The sequence below is a fragment of the Oceanobacillus luteolus genome (assembly GCF_023715655.1).
Lineage (GTDB): Bacteria > Bacillota > Bacilli > Bacillales > Amphibacillaceae > Oceanobacillus > Oceanobacillus luteolus.
This window is the reverse complement of sequence record NZ_JAMBON010000028.1, coordinates 1-17,128: the sequence shown is the minus strand read 5'-3', so window position 1 is coordinate 17,128 and position 17,128 is coordinate 1. Positions and strand designations below refer to the sequence as shown.

Genomic DNA, 17,128 nt, shown 5'->3' with positions numbered 1-17,128 from the left:
CCTCCAAGGTGTTAGTCGTATACATAGAAACCACGGCCTGATTTCTTACCGAGCCAACCTGCCTTCACATACTTCCTAAGTAGCGGACACGGGCGATATTTGCTGTCTCCAAAACCTTCATATAGAACTTCCATAATATATAGGCACGTATCCAAGCCGATAAAGTCCGCAAGCGTAAGTGGTCCCATCGGATGATTCATACCCAGCTTCATCACCGTATCAATATCCTCAGGCGTTGCTACTCCTTCATATACGGCGTAAATCGCTTCATTGATCATCGGCATAAGAATGCGGTTTGCCGCAAAGCCAGGAAAATCAGCAACTTCAACAGATGTTTTTCCGAGCGCTTCTGACATCTTCGCGATCGTTTCATAGGTTTCATCACTCGTTTGAATTCCACGAATCACTTCCACCAGCTTCATGACTGGAACAGGATTCATAAAATGCATGCCAATCACTTTTTCCGGCCGTTTAGTTGCCGCTGCGATTTCTGTAATCGGCAAGGATGAAGTATTGGTCGCTAATATCGTATGTTCTGGTGTGATTTCGTCCAGTTCACGGAACACCTTTGTTTTGACATCCATATTTTCAACAATCGCTTCAATTACGAGATCACAACTTTCAGCATCTTTAAGCGATTTCGCTGGCTGGAGTCGCTTCAGGGTAGCTGTTTTCTCGTCTTCGGTGATTCTCTCCTTATCCACTGCCCGGATAAGGAGTTTCTCAATATGTTGAAGACCTTTTTCAATAGCTTCTTGGTTGGCATCATATAAAAGAACATCGAAGCCAGCCTGGGCATTTACTTGGGCGATCCCCGAACCCATCTGTCCTGCTCCAATGACCATTACTTTTTTGATTGTCATGTGTTCTTCCTCCCGAATGAAGTTTCTATTTTACTTCGATTAAGATCGCGTCACCTTGGCCGCCGCCACTACAAATTGCCGCAATTCCAAGTCCGCCGCCACGACGCTTCAATTCGTGGATCAACGTGAGGATAATCCGCGCTCCACTTGCACCAATTGGATGCCCAAGTGCAACTGCACCACCGTTAACATTCACTTTATCCATATCAATTCCAGCAATTTGGCTACTTGCCAAGGAAACGACCGCAAACGCTTCGTTGATTTCAAACAAATCGATATCGTCTTTCGTATAACCTGTTTTTTCTAAAAGCTTATTGATGACGATACCTGGAGTTTGTGGGAAATCTTTCGCTTCCACCGCTACTTCAGCGTGACCAAGAACGGTTGCGAGCGGGTTAATTCCCAGCTCCTCTGCCTTATCATCACCCATGACAACAAAAGCAGCTGCTCCATCATTGATACCTGGTGCATTTCCTGCAGTTATCGTTCCATCAGGATCAAAAGCTGGACGCAGTTGCGCAAGTTTTTCTGCACTTGTATCTTTTCGTGGTGCTTCGTCTGTATCAACAACGATTGGGTCACCTTTACGTTGTGGAACTTCAAGTGGCACAATTTCATCTTTAAATTTTCCGGATTCAATCGCTTCTACTGCAAGTTTGTGGCTGCGATATGCCCAGTCATCTTGTGCTTCACGGCTTACATTGAATTCATTTGCAGTCGAGTTTCCGTAATTCCCCATATGGACGCCTTCAAATGAACAAGTTAGTCCATCGTGAATCATCATATCGACGACCTGCTTATCCCCCATGCGATTTCCCCAGCGAGCATCTTTCAGGATGTATGGAGCATTGCTCATGCTTTCCATACCCCCTGCAACAATAACGTCTTCATCACCAAGACGGATAAGCTGATCCGCAAGCGTCACTGCGCGAAGGCCGGATGCACAGACTTTGTTGATTGTTTCTGTTTTCACTCCCCATGGAAGCCCTGCTTTTCTAGCTGCTTGACGAGATGGAATTTGACCTTGACCACCTTGTAAAACTGACCCCATAATTACTTCATCTACTTGTTCACCATCAATTCCAGCTTGCTTCACCGCTTCCGAAATCACTTTTCCCCCAAGATCAGATGCTTGAAAAGCTTTTAAAGCACCCCCAAATTTTCCGAATGGTGTCCTTGCTCCAGATACGATTACCGTTTTTCTCATAATAATCCTCCTTTAAAATATATTAATATCAAGCTTGCGATTGAACGCTCGCTCAAGTGTTGGTTGTAAAGAAAGAGGTATAGGGTTTATACCTCTTTCTATTGTACTATTAGGCTAAAGAGCAGAATTTCTGCATGTCTGAGTAGTTTTGTTCAATAGCCACGTCCAGCTCCAGTGAAGCATCGACTTGTATATCTTCATGAATCTGCTACTTTGTAATACTCCGTGCAGCTTTGCGAGGAGTGCCGCTACACCGACTAAGCTTGCAACACGACGAGCATTGGGACTATCAGACTTCCCAAACCTCATGACACGATAAGTCAACATCGACTCTATGTTTAGGAGGGCCGACTAAGTACGGGCTAAAGCCCAACGTCGGCATACCCCTAAAGGGGCATGTTTCCTTTATCTCCTGCGGTTCGGTCCAGTCTGTACGTCCCTAAACGGGCACTTTCGCTTTTGAGCTTAGGCAGTCTTTGCTTCTTCTTCCTTGAATACAGAGATTGCTAGAATTTCTGCAACATCCATGGTACTGATGTCTTCATCGACTTCTTTTGCTTTCGTTCCATCACTGATCATCGTCAAGCAATATGGGCATCCAGTGGAAATCATCGATGGGCTGACGGCTAAAGCTTGTTCCGTACGAGCTACGTTGATGCGGGTTCCAGTCGTTTCTTCCGTCCACATCAAGCCTCCACCGGCTCCACAACACATTCCGTTCTCTCGGTTACGGACCATTTCCACCAACTCCAAACCTGGAATTGATTTTAGGATTTCCCTAGGTGGGTCATAGACACCATTATATCTTCCAAGATAACATGAATCATGATAAGTTAGGCGTTCATTAATGCTTCCCTTTGGCTGTAGGCTGCCTTCCATGATAAGATCGTAGAGTAGTTGAGTGTGATGATACACTTCTGCCTCAAAGCCAAAGTCCGGATATTCATTCTTAAATATATTATATGCATGCGGGTCGATCGTGACGATTTTCTTCACATCGTATTTTGTAAACTGTTTGATGTTCTTTTCAGCAATTTCTTGGAAAAGGAATTCGTTTCCAATTCGACGAGCCGTGTCTCCTGAGTTTGCCTCTGTATTTCCTAAAATCGCAAAGCTCACTCCAGCTTTATTCATCAGTTTCGCAAAAGCGATGGCAATCTTTTGGCTACGGCTGTCGTACGCACCCATCGAGCTTACCCAGAACAAGTATTCAAAGTCTTTTCCTTCTTTTTTCAACTCTTTTACTGTCGGAATATAAACTGACTCATCTTCTTCACGCCATTTGATACGGTCTTTTTTCGATAAGCCCCACGGATTCCCTTGACGCTCGATGTTTTGTACCGCACGTTGGATGTCGGAATCCATTTTCCCTTCCGTCATCACAAGATAACGGCGCAGGTCGATAATTGTACCAACATGTTCGTTATTTACAGGACAAGCATCTTCACAGTTCCGGCAAGTCGTACAACCAGAAAGCTCTTCAGCTGTAATGACATCGCCTACTAAACTCATATTTTGAATCGTTTCTGCAGCTTCTCCGCCTGCACTTGCTTGGTTTCCAGCTGCTCCGGCGAATGCATAGCTCGGAACCCATGGAGATTTTCCGGTTACAGCTGCTCCTTTTTCCGTTAAATGGTCACGGAGCTTGATCATAATATCCATTGGGGAAAGCATTTTTCCTGTTCCTGCAGCTGGACAGACGTCCGTACAGCGACCGCATTCCACGCAGGCATAAAAGTCAATCATTTGGAACTGCTTGAAGTCCTCGACCTTGCCTACCCCAAAGGAAATCTCTTCGTCTTCATCTTCCTCATCGATATCAAAATCAATCTTTTCAAGCTTACCAGGCACTTTCTTACTTAAGAACACATTGACTGGTGCCGCAAGCAAGTGGAAGTGCTTGGATTGTGGAATATACACTAAGAACGCTAAAAGGGTTACCGTATGGACCCACCATGCAATGAAAAACAAGACCATCGCAGCTTCTGGCGATAAGAAGCTAAAGGTGGATGCTACTAAACTTGCAACAGGCTCTGTCCATGCAGTTGCGCGCTCCTCCCAGAGCATGAGCATTCCATTTCCAAATAACACGGAAAGCATGAGTGTGCCGATAAAGATAAGTACGACCCCAGCTTTAAAGCCCCTTTTCAAGCGGACAAGCTTTTCCATGTATCGGCGATAGAAGGCCCAAACAACCGCCACGAGAATCATCAATGTGACAAGCTCTTGGAAAAAGACGAATCCTGGGTATAATGGACCGAACGGCAAATGGTTTCCAGGTGACAATCCTTTGATGAACATATCAATTGCGCCAAATTGGACAAGGATAAATCCGTAAAACATCATGACATGAATGATTCCCGATTTTTTGTCCTTCAGCAATTTCGATTGTCCAAACACAATCTTGCCTACTCGCTTCAAGCGTAACTTAACTTCGCCATCAAACTCTGACTTCCTCCCCAGTTTGATGTAGGCTATTCTAGTCGTAACAACTCTAGCAAATAAATAGATTGCATAAATCGTTACAATTAAGAATGCGATCCAGTTGATGATAAGAAATGTATCCATTTATATGCTCCCCCTCTTTTTTATTTATTCAGAATGATAGCGATTTCATAATGTGCTAAAAAAATTTGATGGCAACTGGGGATGATACAATATTTGATATGTACCGCCAGTTTAGAAAATTCTTTACTACTACTTTATAGGTGAATGACCATTCAGTCAATAGATTTGTATAAATAAAATTATTTTATTATTTGGAGATTAATACAGATTACTAACCTAATGTACTCAAAGAATTTCTTCTGACGGTCCGCAGCCCCCGATACACCTTCGCTTTCCGTGGGCGGCTTTGTGAGCCTCCGACGCACAGGACGTGCTAGTGCAGACGTTGCCACAGGACGTGGCGTTCTTAGTCTGCCTCAGGCGCAAGCGCCTTGTGGGGTCTCACCGATGCCTCTGCTCCCACAGGAGTCTCCGGTGTATCGGGGGCTGCTCCCAGGTATTTCTGTTATTTAGCGTAATGAATAAATTTACTTATCTAATTCATACGATATTTTTACTTACAAGTAGCGCTATTGCCTTATATAATCAAAATGCCATTATTGATTTTAGCAGAGAGCAGTCCAAATATCTCGAGACTCCTGCGGGAGGAAAGGCTTAGGGGAGACCCCACAGCGAGCTTGCTCGCGAGGAGGCTTCCCAGCCGCCCGCGGAAAGCGAGAGGTATTTGTACTGCGGACCTCCAATAGGAATGAAGCCCAAAAAAGCCAAATCATCCCCCCCTAGGAAATGATTTGGCTTTTTATTTAAATTACATTTTTTCTGGTGCAGTTACACCAATTAGATTCAATGCATTGGCGATGGTAATTCGGACTGCTTTCATTAAAGCTATTCTTGCAGTTGTACGTTCTTGAGCGTCGGCATCGAGTACTTTTTCAGCGTTATAGAAGCTATGAAGTAATGATGCTAGCTCGAACACGTAATTTGTTAGACGTTGTGGTGCATGTTTTTCCGCCGCGTCAGCGATTGTTTGTGGGAATTCACCAAGTTTCTTTAATAAATCCTGCTCTTTTTCAGCTGTTAAAATTTCAGGATTAAACTCCGCATCAACATCAAAGCCTTTATTTTTCGCCTGCTCCAACATCGTACAGATCCGAGCATGGGCATATTGTACGTAGTATACCGGGTTTTCATTGGACTGGGAACGTGCAAGGTCCATGTCAAAATCAAGCTGGGAATCGTTCGAACGGGAAACGAAGAAGTAGCGCGTCGCATCAATGCCCACTTCGTCCATCAATTCACGGAGGCTGACCGCTTTTCCAGTACGCTTACTCATGCGGACCTTTTCGCCGCCTTCGAAGAGATTCACCATTTGAATGATTTTTACATCAAACTTGTCTGCTGAATATCCTAAAGCTTGAATTGCAGCTTTCATCCGGGCAACATAACCATGGTGGTCAGAGCCCCAAACGTTAATGATTTTATCAAAACCACGATCTAATTTATTTTTATGATACGCAATATCTGGAGTCAGGTATGTGTAACTGCCATCTTGTTTGATGATGACACGGTCTTTGTCGTCTTCACCGAATGCGGTAGACTTGAACCACGTTGCCCCATCTTTTTCATAGACGTAGTCCCCTTCTTCCAGCTTCTTGATCGCATCCTGAATCTGATTATCTTCATAAAGAGAACGCTCTGAAAACCAATTGTCAAACTCGACTTGGAAATCTTTTAAGTCGCGTTCAATGTTTTTCAAGGAAGCTTTTAAGCCATATTCCTTCATATATTCCAAACGCTCTTGATGGGATTTCTCCAGCCATTTATCGCCGTCTTCTTCAATAATCGCTTTTGCCATATCGATAATGACTTGACCATGATAGCCATCTTCTGGCATTTCGACATCTTGACCGAGTTCCTGTAAATAACGCGCCTCAACAGATAAACCGAGATTATCAATTTGGCTTCCAGCATCATTGATATAATATTCCCGTTCAACATTGTATCCAGCTGCATCGAACACATTACAAAGCACATCTCCGTAAGCCGCTCCACGCGCATGACCAAGATGCAGGTCTCCAGTTGGGTTCACCGATACGAATTCCACTTGTACCCGTTCCCCATTTCCGGCATTCGATCTGCCGTAATTTTCCCCTTGTTCCAAGACCGTTGGAATAATTTGTTGCAGGAAGTCATTTTTCATGAAGAAGTTGATGAATCCTGGTCCAGCAATTTCAATTTTTTCAATGGATGCTTCTTCTTGATTGATTTCCTTCACGATATCGTCCGCAATTTGTCGTGGAGCTTTTTTAGCAATCCGGGCTAGTTGCATTGCGATATTCGTTGCAAAATCACCATGGGATTTATCTTTTGGTTTTTCCAAAATCACTTCAGGAAGCTCTTCCTTGCTAGCAAGTCCTGCTGTAAGCACTGCTTGAGCAATTTCCTGTTTCAGCTGCTGCTCTGTTTGTTCTAATACGTTCATTCAGAGTCCTCCTCTTTAATAAATAGCTCTAACATATGATTTCTTTCATCCTGTCCGTTTAACTTCACCGTATATTTCAGTCTCAATCGCGCAGATTTACTAGGTTGAAGCTGTTCATACACGATTGTATTTGTAAAAGTTTCCATATGGATGTTGCCATGGGGATGTTTGTAGACATTCTCCGTCAACTGTCCAAGACGAAATTGTTGATGCATGGAGACTGCCCCACTTCGTTTAATCGATACTTTTTCTTGTTGAATCGTAATCATCGTAGTGATATCCATATCATCAACTTTTTCTTTATAGGACAAGACATCCCTTCCAGCACTCTGTATAAAGACACCATTGGCCTTTACTGCGTTCATTTCTTTATCGGCAGCATCTTGAATCGTCGTCTTCAATTCAACAGCTACTCGTTTTTTTGGCTCATTCATGTTATCGACTTTCCTTTTTAGATAATGTAACTATTATATCGATAAAATAGCAAGCTTATCAATAAAAATATGTATTGTTCCCTATTCTACGGAACTTTTCAAACAATTTTTGATTTATGTTGGATAAACAACAAAAATGAAAAACCATTAGTTTCCGGCAGTTTAATTATGTACTAGGATTGAATTACAAGCAAATACAACAAAACAAATTACTTAGGAGGAATACAAATGGTTAAGATTGGAATTATTACAGGAAGTACGAGACAAGGAAGAGTAAATACACAAGTGGCAGAATGGGTGAAATCCATTGCCGACAAAAGAACAGATGCGGAATATGAATTAGTGGATATTAAAGATTATAACCTGCCACCATTCAACGAGCCAGTTCCAGCGATCATGTCTCAAGATTACCAAGCACCGGAAGCGAAAGTCTGGTCAAAAAAGATTGATGAGCTTGATGGATTTGTTTTCATTACACCGGAGTACAACAAAGCAATCACTTCATCATTAAAAGATGCAATTGATTACCTCTATCCTGAATGGAATAACAAAGCAGCAGGAATCGTCGGCTACGGATCCACCCTCGGCGTGACTGCCGCAAACAATCTGCGTTTGGCATTATCCGTTCCAAATGTGGCGGTAGTCGGTACACAACCGGGATTAAGCTTATTCACTGACTTCCAGGATATGAGCGTATTCAATCCAGCACCGTATCATGAAGCTACAATCAACACCATGCTGGATGAAGTTGTTACATGGTCTACGGCATTGAAAACAGTTAGAGAAAAAACAGCTGTGGAAGTATAAGGTAACTCAATCCAGCTCTAGTAAAAGTTAAGGACACGAACGGAAGAGAATACCTCTTGTTCGTGTCCTTATTTGGTATATAAGAACGGAATGATAGACGGAAGCTATTCATTCGTGTACTTAGAATGCTTGTAAGAACATGAACCACGGGAGAATTTTTTCGTTCATGCTCTTAGAACACTTGTAAGAACATGAAGCGCAGGGAATTCTTCTCATTCATGTTCTTAGACCACTTATAAGAACACGAATCACAGGGAATTCTTCTCATTCGTGCTCTTAGACTACTTATAAGAGCACGAGGCACGAGGAATTCTTCTCATTCGTGCTCTTAGAATACTTATAAGTACACGAACTGCGGAAAATTATACTCGTTCATGCTCTTAGACTACTTATTAGAACACGAGGCACGGGAAATTCTTCTCATTCATGTTCTTAGACCACTTATAAAAACATGAACCGCGGGAAATTCTTCTCGTACATGCTCTTAGAACGATTATAAGTACACGAACCGCGGAAATTTCTGCTCATTCATGCTCTTAGAACGATTATAGGAACACGAACCACAATGAATTCTTTCCACTCATGCTCTTAGAACAATTATAAGTACACGAACCGCGGAGATTTCTGCTCACTCATGCTCTTAGATCAATTACAAAAGCACGAAGCATAAATAATTCTCCCTAACTCATGCTCTTAGACTACTTATTAGAACACGAACGGAGTGAATCATCCTAAGCTGAAGCTCTTGCACCATTCTCATTCCTAATAGAAAACAAGGGATTATTGTTTATTTTCTCCCTAATTTTCCCATACTGGATGAAAAGCGAGTATTAGGGGAGCTGGAAGAAGTGAAAAGGCGAAAAAAACGATTGCCAAGAATTATATTCAAGTTAGGTTTTTACATGGTTGCAGTCGTCCTCTTATCTGTAATTGGATTGCTCGGGGTAAGTTACTTGATGGGACCTCCGCCAATGAGCACCGAACAAAACACAATGATTTATAGTAATAACGAAAAGATAATTGGTGTCGAGAGCGCTTTTGAGAACCGTTTTTGGATAGAGCTTGATGACATTTCCGATAAAGTAATTGCGACAACCATCCTCATTGAGGATAAACATTTTTATGATCACTTTGGATTTGATATTAAGCGGATCGGGGGAGCGATTTTAAAAAATATCCAGACCGGTTCGCTGCGCGAGGGTGCCAGTACCATTACTCAACAGCTTGCTCGGAATCTCTATTTAACCCATGAAAAGACATGGGTACGTAAGCTGAAGGAAGCATTTTACACGATTCAATTGGAAATGCACTATACAAAAGATGAAATATTGGAAGGTTATTTAAATACCATTTATTACGGACATGGAGCATATGGAATTGAAACAGCGAGTCAATATTTTTTCGGGAAATCCCAAGAAGATCTCTCTTATGCCGAGGCGGCGATGTTGGTTGGAATACCTAAAGGTCCAACCCACTATTCCCCCTTTAATAACGAAGAGAAGGCCGTTGCAAGGAAAGACTTGATTCTCAAGACCCTCTGGCGTGGAAATGTGATTGACGATGCGACTTATTATATGGCAGCTAATGAAAAACTGGAATACGATTCAAATGGAGAAAAGATGATCCAAGAGTTTGCCGGACACTTTCTTGATCAAGCGATCAGCGAGGCGGCTGGCATCCTTGAACTGCCTGAGGAAGAGATACGTTCAGGTGGATATCGGTTATATACAACACTCGATGAGGACCTCCAGACCGAGTTGGAAGAAGTGATACCCGAGGTGATTCCAGAAGATACAGAACTTGAAACGGCCATCTATTCAATGGATATCCACACGGGAGCGGTGCTCGCCCTATCAGGAGGTAAAAATTATCGTAATAGTGAGTTCAACCGGGCGACGAGTGCGGAACGTATGCCAGGATCAAGCTTTAAACCATTTTTATATTACACCGCTCTGGAAAGCGGTTATACCCCACTTACGGAACTGATGAGCAAGCCGACGGCATTCAGATTGAACAACGGTGAAATATACGAACCGAGTAACTTCAATCATTATTACGCTTACGAACCGATCAATCTCGCTCAAGCGATTGCCCTTTCTGATAATGTGTATGCGGTACGGACGAATATCTATTTGGGGACCGATCGTTTAGTGGAAACGGCGAAAAAATTCGGGATTGATGGTGATCTGCCATCCGTCCCGTCCCTTGCCCTAGGCACAGCGGCGGTATCTCTGGAGGAATTGGTTAACGCTTATAGCATGCTGGGGAATGGCGGGAAAGAAACTTCGCCCTATACGATAGAAAAAATTATCGATAAACATGATCGAGTAATTTATGAAAGAGAGCAGCCGCGCCAGAAGCAGGTATTGAATGAGAAGACGAGTTTTATTTTGACCCATCTGTTAAGTGGGATTTTTGAGCCAAAGTTGAATGGTTATATGCCGGTTACAGGTAGCCCGATTTCCAATCAATTGTCGAGATTATATGCGGGTAAGTCCGGTACCACTGCCTCGGATAACTGGATGGTTGGTTACAGCCCATCCATAGCAACAGGGGTTTGGACAGGATATGACGATAACCGGACGATTGAATTGGTACAAGAGTCAACTTATGCGAAAGAAATTTGGGCCCGTGTCATGGAGGCAGCCCATAAGGACCAGCCTCAAGAAAACTTTCCAGTTCCAGATGGCGTCGTTGGTGTTCCGATTGATTTGGAAACCGGATTGCGTGCTACTCCCTACTGTGGAGAGAATATAATCATGTACTTTGAGGAAGGTACAGAGCCAATGGATTATTGCGAGCCACAAATCAATCCTGACCAAGAGGAAGATGGATTTTTCAAAAAGTGGTTTCAAATGTTTTTCGGCTGAACCGCCCGAATTGAATAGGTTTGTTACAAAAAAGAAACCAACGAGCAGCGAGTGTCCAGCTCAGCTACTGTTGGTTTCTTTTTTGTCCTAGTAAAAATGTCCATTTAAATATATTTTACAAATTTCTACCTTAAATCACAACTTTTTAACGTTTTTTTACTTTTTTCGTCACATTTTGTTCAAATCTCACTGTTCAAACGCTTGTTTTAATTCATCTGTTGAGTTATTCCACATCTCTTCGTTAAATTCAATGAGATAATCCCGTAACAACTTTTTCGAATGTTCATCCATATGGTCGATGACGATTTTATTTTTTAGTGACTGCTCCATATGTTTCACATGCTCTGCCATTGATTTGTAGGCGCGCTTGATTTCCCGGTCTACGCGGATTTCACTGCCGGCAACCCCTGCATAATACGTGCCTTTCTCATTACGATCAAGGTTCACCCAAACGATCCAATACAGCTTACCATTTGGTACCTCTTCTTTATTTCGGATCCACTTTACGCGGCGCTCCACTTCACTGCGGGCATGCATCGCTCCCATATCAACGTACGCTTTATTCTCATTCGGGTCGACGATGACAGAAGACATATTTTCTAAGCTGATTGCCCCCACTCCGTATCCTCCATGTCCATCAGTTGAATCATCTTTTATAATCGTAAATCTATTTTTCTTTTTTTCTTGATCATTTGTCATTGTCATTACTCCTTTCACTCTCTAATTGACTCCTATAAAAAAGCAGGACAGCAGTGTTTCCTGTCCCACATCATAATGGGAAAGGCATTATTCCTTTATCCCAATTATAACTCACGAATCTGTGTAATAAACTTATATGCTTCTTTTATCTCTTCATCCGAGAAGTTTTGTTTCGGTTTCACTTGGTGCAGTTTTTCTACTTGTTCAAGCTGTGGTAAATCTTCGAAGTATAAAATAGTAGAGACAAGTTCAAGAAAACGCGAGCTTTTTGATTTCAGCAAATCCACTTTTTCCATCATATCCGGCATGTCGAGCGTGAATTGCTTCAAGAAATTCTCGCCTTCCGGTGTGACGTGATAACAATACTGGAAGTAGTTCGCTTTATCTTCCTTTGTTTCAGTAAGAAATCCAAGGTTACAGAGCTCTTCGACTCGTAACGTCAACTCTTCCGAATAGGGTCCATAGAAATGAAATTGATATTTCTCCTCAAATGGACAATCGGCTTTTTGTAAAATATAGATCATCTTCTGCAATTTCTTTCGGCCGGTTACTTCATTGGCAACACAAAAAAAGTGAATCAATTTTGCGTGTTTAATTAACATTTTTTCTACTCTCTCCTTGCCCGTAAAGAATGTCCATAATTTGTCGTTTTAATCCGTTGTCTGTGAGGGCCTTCAGCTTGTCCAGTGGGAAATACAATTTGTGGTCGGTCCGTTTTTTCCCGGAAATCGATTCAACAATATCGGAATGCCGAGATAATTCTTTCAAGCTTCCATTCGGCATTTGCAAGTGGATCGGCAGCCGCTCTTCCTCTTCTCCCGGCCGGTAAAAGTCATACGGAAGATCGGAGGATGAATCTACAACTAGATAGTATTCCGGCTCAATTCCTGCTTTCATAAATAACTGCGTAAGCTCCAGAAGATCATTAATTTGTAAGTTCGGATTGAACTCGACATATTTGAAAAGCCGGCGATTCATAAAACGTTCGCACAGGTCGCTTAGAATCTCGTCCTCTTCCTCTTGCCAAAGTTGGAAGTAATATTGGACAACCGATTCATCCAGTTTCAAATAATCTTCTAAGGAAACATCTTCCTCAAAGAATGAAATGAAATGAATAGGTTCTAATTTAAACGTATACCCTACATCTTGATATAAATGTTTCGCACGGTGAAGTATTTTCGATAAAATGACTTCCGCACTGCGTGTGACAGGATGGAAATATACTTGCCAGTACATTTGATAGCGGCTCATAATATAGTCCTCCACCGCATGCATACCTGTAGATTTTATGACGACCTGATCTTCGATTGGACGCATGACACGGAGGATTCTTTCCATATCAAAATGACCGTAGCTGACACCAGTGAAATAAGCATCACGTTGCAAGTAATCCATCCGGTCTGCATCAATTTGGCTGGAGATGAGACTGACGACTAATTTATCTTCATACGTTTTTCCGATTACGTCTGCCACTTTACGCGCAAAACCTGGACTGACTTTCTCCAAAATTTCATTTACTTTCGTATCGCCCACAATGATGGCCTGGGTGAAATACTCATGATCGAGCTTGAAAACTTTTTCAAAGGAATGGGAAAAAGGTCCATGTCCAAGGTCATGAAGCAATGCCGCACAAAGGCAGAGTAACCGTTCCTCATTGTTCCAATGTTCACGGTCTTTGAAGTTATTGAGGATTCTCCGGACAATTTCATAGACTCCGAGGGAATGGTTGAAGCGGCTATGTTCTGCACCGTGGAAGGTCAGATGCGTCGTTCCTAGCTGTTTAATGCGCCGTAATCTTTGAAATTCCGGGGTCGCAATCAGATCCCATATGACACGATCCCGCACATGCACATAGCGGTGCACTGGATCTTTAAATACTTTCTCCTCTGATAATTGATCATCTTTATATGCCAACTTTTCCACCCGTTTCTTTTGGTGATTATTAACTTATTATATAATACAATTGGATAGGAAAAAAGGATAAGGAGAAAACTATGAAAAAATGGGATGAAATTATAAGTTATGAAACTTTTCGTTATATAGATCACACTGCTCTGCATGAATTTGAAGGGAAACCTTATACAGCAATGACTTCTTTTGCGATAGATGATGCGATTGCAACTGCAGTGAGCAACGGCGCATCCCCTCCTGCTTTTCGCCTATGGAAGCATCCGAGTACCATTGTGTTGGGAATTCCGGACGGGCGTCTACCTTTTCTGGACGACGGGGTCGCCTACTTGCAGGAGCAAGGGTACCGAGTCATTATCCGTAATTCTGGTGGACTTGCGGTAGCATTGGACGAGGATGTGCTTAATTTGTCCTTGGTATTACCAGATGTACAGCATGTTTCCATCCACGATGCATATGAAGCGATGTATCATTTTGTCCAGCATATGTTTCAAGATTTGACAGGAGAAATCGAAGCTTATGAAATCGTCGGCTCCTACTGTCCTGGGGACTATGATTTAAGTATTAATGGCAAAAAATTTGCCGGTATCTCCCAGCGTCGAATCAAGGAAGCAGCAGCGACACAAATTTATTTGGATGTACGTGGCAATAGCCAACAGCGCGCCCGTCATATCCAAGAGTTTTATAGGCTGAGTAAAAGAGATGAAAGCACGAAGTTTGTATATCCTGAAGTTGTTCCAGAAGTGATGGGGTCTCTATCCGATCTGCTCGACCACCCGCTGACAGTTGATGATGTGAAAAGTCGAGTATACCGCGCATTAGAGAATTTGAGCGAAGAAATTATCGTGCAGGAGTTCTCGGAGCAAGAGAAAGCAACATTTGAAAAGCGCTATGAGCAAATGCTGAAGCGAAATGAGCGGATTGACCAGCGTTAATGCCTGGAATAAGATAAAGCAGCTTTATTTTCCTGAACAATCCATGTAGACATGGATTAGGGAAAGTAGAGCTGCTTTATTTGACTGAGCACATCTTGTAAGCGGGATTTCAGGAAAGTAAGACCACTTTATTCGACCGAGCACTTCTTATAAGCGGGAATTCGGGAAAGTAAAGCCACTTTATTTGCCCGAACGCTCCTTGGAAGCAGGGTTTCGGAAAAGTAAAATCTCTTTATTTGACCGAACACTTCCCAATAGCAAGTTTCCAGGAATTTAAACCAGCAACGTCTCAGCAAAACAAAAACACATGTAACCAACTGCTGGTTCCATGCGTTTTGATATGATATTAACTTTCCAATGCTTGGGCTGCTGTGATGATTGCGAGCTTGTACACGTCATCTGCGCTGCACCCGCGGGATAAATCATTGACGGGGCTGTTAAGTCCTTGCAAGATTGGCCCAACTGCTTCAAAACCACCTAGGCGCTGGGCAATTTTATAGCCGATGTTTCCCGCTTCAAGGCTTGGGAAAATAAATACATTTGCATCTCCTTTGATGACCGAATCTGGAGCTTTTTTAGCTGCAACACTTGGTACAAAGGCAGCATCGAATTGGAATTCTCCATCGATGACAAGATCTGGGTTAGTCTCCTTGGCTATCTGTAGCGCATCGATTACCCGCTCTGTCTCTTCTGACTTCGCAGAGCCTTTTGTAGAAAAGCTTAACATGGCAACTCGCGGGTCGATATTAAAGAGCTTCGCAGTCCCTGCAGTTTCCACTGCAATTTCAGCAAGGTCATTTGCATCTGGTGCAATATTGATGGCACAGTCGCCAAATACATATTTTTCCTCATTTCTGACCATAATGAATACACCAGAAGTTTTCTTCACCCCAGGCTTTGTTTTAATGATTTGCAGTGCCGGGCGAACGGTGTCTGATGTAGAGTGGACGGCGCCACTTACTAGTCCATCCGCTTCATTTTGATAGACAAGCATCGTTCCAAAATAGTTCTCATTCTTTAGAACCTCACGAGCTTGTTCCGGCGTAGCTTTTCCTTTTCGACGCTCAACAAAGGATTCTACCATTTCTTCAAAAGCTGGATAATGATTAGGAGCGATTATCGTACAGCCACTAATATCATATGACAGGGAATTTGCTTTTTCCTGGATGGCACTTTCTTCACCAATTAAAACAGGTGTCAGCAGTCCCTCTTTACTTAATTTCGATACTGCTTCCAAGATTCGCTCGTCCAGGCTTTCTGGAAAAACAATTTTCTTGTCTGCAGAAGTAATTTTATGTTTTAACTCTTGGAATAAGTCACTCATTGTAACGCCTCCATTATGATGTCTTACCTAATATTTTACGGTATTTGGCTAATGAATGAAAGAAATAACCACTGATTTGACCCGATATTTGACAAAGGTTTGACAGCTACAGTTATAAGATGAATTACATATGGTAGTTATGCTATATTGAAAGCAGATTCAATTATGTTAGGAGAGATAGAATGGCTGAAGCAGTAGTAACAATGGATGGTTGGTGCAAACTACATGATACACGCACTTTTGACTGGCCATCATGGAAAATGATCGCAGAAGAAGAACGTAAAGCAGCAATCAATGAATTTCAGGAAATCATGAAAAAATGGGATGCTGTTGAAGAAAATAAAGAAGGAAGTCAATCTGTCTATAAAGTGGTCGGCAATAAAGCTGATCTGTTATTTATTTTCCTACGTCCTACAATGGACGAGCTGGAAGAAATCAAACGAGATATTAATCGTTCTAAGCTGGGGGATTTCCTTATCCCTGCATACTCTTATGTATCCATCGTGGAAATGACTATGCATAATCCGATGCAAGAAGGAAAAGACAGAGAGCTTTCCCCAGCGGTGGAAGCAAGATTGAAACCGATTCTGCCAAAATGGGAATACGCATGTTTCTATCCAATGGCTCGCCGTCGTGAGCAACATGCGAACTGGTTTGAAATCTCCAAAGCGGAACGTACAAGATTACTTTATGAGCATGGAATGACTGGCCGCAAATATGCTGGCAAAGTGAAAGAAATCATCAGTGGTTCCATCGGTTTGGATGAATGGGAATGGTGTGTCACTCTATTCGCCCACGACCCACTTCAGTTCAAAAAAATCGTATACGAAATGCGTTTTGATGAAGTGACGACTAAGTTTGCCGAATTCGGTGACTTCATAATCGGAGCATACCTACCTGAAGAAGATTTTGCAGGTTATTTTGAAGTTTAATATGAAGTTAGTCTATAAAAAAGCCTTCCATCTAGACTGACATAGCAATTTGAGACAATAATAAAACACCTTCTTAGGCTGCCATTCCACGAAATTCTATTGGAGATTGGTAGCCTAATTTTTCTTGAATACGCTCTTCATTATAATGCTTCATAAATA

At 42.3% G+C, this 17,128-nt stretch carries 13 protein-coding genes; 4 read left to right on the top strand and 9 right to left on the bottom strand.

From position 1 onward, the window contains the following. Nucleotides 1–11: 11 nt before the first annotated feature. The 5 genes from M3210_RS14295 to M3210_RS14275 form a co-directional block, all read right to left on the bottom strand. On the bottom strand, nt 12–863 hold the full coding sequence (locus M3210_RS14295; protein WP_251515735.1) for a 3-hydroxybutyryl-CoA dehydrogenase: 852 nt from the start codon (nt 861–863) through the stop codon (nt 12–14). Between the two features lie 25 nt (nt 864–888). Beyond that, the gene (locus tag M3210_RS14290) at nt 889–2,070 is read right to left on the bottom strand and encodes an acetyl-CoA C-acetyltransferase (RefSeq protein WP_251515733.1); all 1,182 of its coding nucleotides are present in this window, start codon (nt 2,068–2,070) and stop codon (nt 889–891) included. Between the two features lie 465 nt (nt 2,071–2,535). Continuing rightward, nucleotides 2,536–4,638: a heterodisulfide reductase-related iron-sulfur binding cluster gene (locus M3210_RS14285; RefSeq protein WP_251515731.1), complete on the bottom strand. Its 2,103-nt coding sequence runs from the start codon at nt 4,636–4,638 to the stop codon at nt 2,536–2,538. A 748-nt stretch (nt 4,639–5,386) separates the two neighbouring features. Continuing rightward, nucleotides 5,387–7,060 (bottom strand): arginine--tRNA ligase, encoded by a 1,674-nt coding sequence (argS, locus tag M3210_RS14280; RefSeq protein ID WP_251515729.1) that lies wholly within the window; start codon nt 7,058–7,060, stop codon nt 5,387–5,389. Beyond that, entirely contained in the window at nt 7,057–7,494 is a 438-nt protein-coding gene (locus M3210_RS14275) for a YwiB family protein (protein ID WP_251515727.1), read from the bottom strand. Before M3210_RS14275 ends, argS begins: the two co-directional genes overlap by 4 nt. Nucleotides 7,495–7,722: 228 nt before the next feature. Between M3210_RS14275 and M3210_RS14270 the strand changes: the two genes are divergently transcribed. Then, nucleotides 7,723–8,301, top strand: a complete 579-nt coding sequence (locus tag M3210_RS14270; protein WP_251515725.1) for an NADPH-dependent FMN reductase — start codon at nt 7,723–7,725, stop codon at nt 8,299–8,301. 848 nt (nt 8,302–9,149) lie between these two features. Then, entirely contained in the window at nt 9,150–11,171 is a 2,022-nt protein-coding gene (locus M3210_RS14265) for a transglycosylase domain-containing protein (protein WP_251515723.1), read from the top strand. A gap of 186 nt (nt 11,172–11,357) precedes the next feature. On the opposite strand, the gene M3210_RS14260 is transcribed toward M3210_RS14265, so the two are convergent. The 3 genes from M3210_RS14260 to M3210_RS14250 form a co-directional block, all read right to left on the bottom strand. Continuing rightward, complete coding sequence (locus M3210_RS14260) at nt 11,358–11,870, bottom strand: YwhD family protein (RefSeq protein ID WP_251515721.1); 513 nt, start codon at nt 11,868–11,870, stop codon at nt 11,358–11,360. Between the two features lie 104 nt (nt 11,871–11,974). Continuing rightward, entirely contained in the window at nt 11,975–12,472 is a 498-nt protein-coding gene (locus M3210_RS14255; RefSeq protein WP_251515719.1) for a YwgA family protein, read from the bottom strand. After that, complete coding sequence (locus tag M3210_RS14250; protein WP_251515717.1) at nt 12,462–13,784, bottom strand: HD domain-containing protein; 1,323 nt, start codon at nt 13,782–13,784, stop codon at nt 12,462–12,464. Before M3210_RS14250 ends, M3210_RS14255 begins: the two co-directional genes overlap by 11 nt. 80 nt (nt 13,785–13,864) lie before the next feature. Between M3210_RS14250 and M3210_RS14245 the strand changes: the two genes are divergently transcribed. Further along, entirely contained in the window at nt 13,865–14,713 is an 849-nt protein-coding gene (locus tag M3210_RS14245; RefSeq protein ID WP_251515715.1) for a lipoate--protein ligase family protein, read from the top strand. 346 nt (nt 14,714–15,059) lie between these two features. On the opposite strand, the gene pta is transcribed toward M3210_RS14245, so the two are convergent. Beyond that, nucleotides 15,060–16,037, bottom strand: coding sequence for a phosphate acetyltransferase (gene pta / locus M3210_RS14240; protein WP_251515713.1), 978 nt, complete (start codon nt 16,035–16,037; stop codon nt 15,060–15,062). Nucleotides 16,038–16,219: 182 nt separating this feature from the next. On the opposite strand from pta, the gene hemQ reads away from it, so the two are divergent. Further along, nucleotides 16,220–16,969 (top strand): hydrogen peroxide-dependent heme synthase, encoded by a 750-nt coding sequence (hemQ, locus tag M3210_RS14235; RefSeq protein ID WP_251515711.1) that lies wholly within the window; start codon nt 16,220–16,222, stop codon nt 16,967–16,969. Nucleotides 16,970–17,128 lie beyond the last annotated feature (159 nt).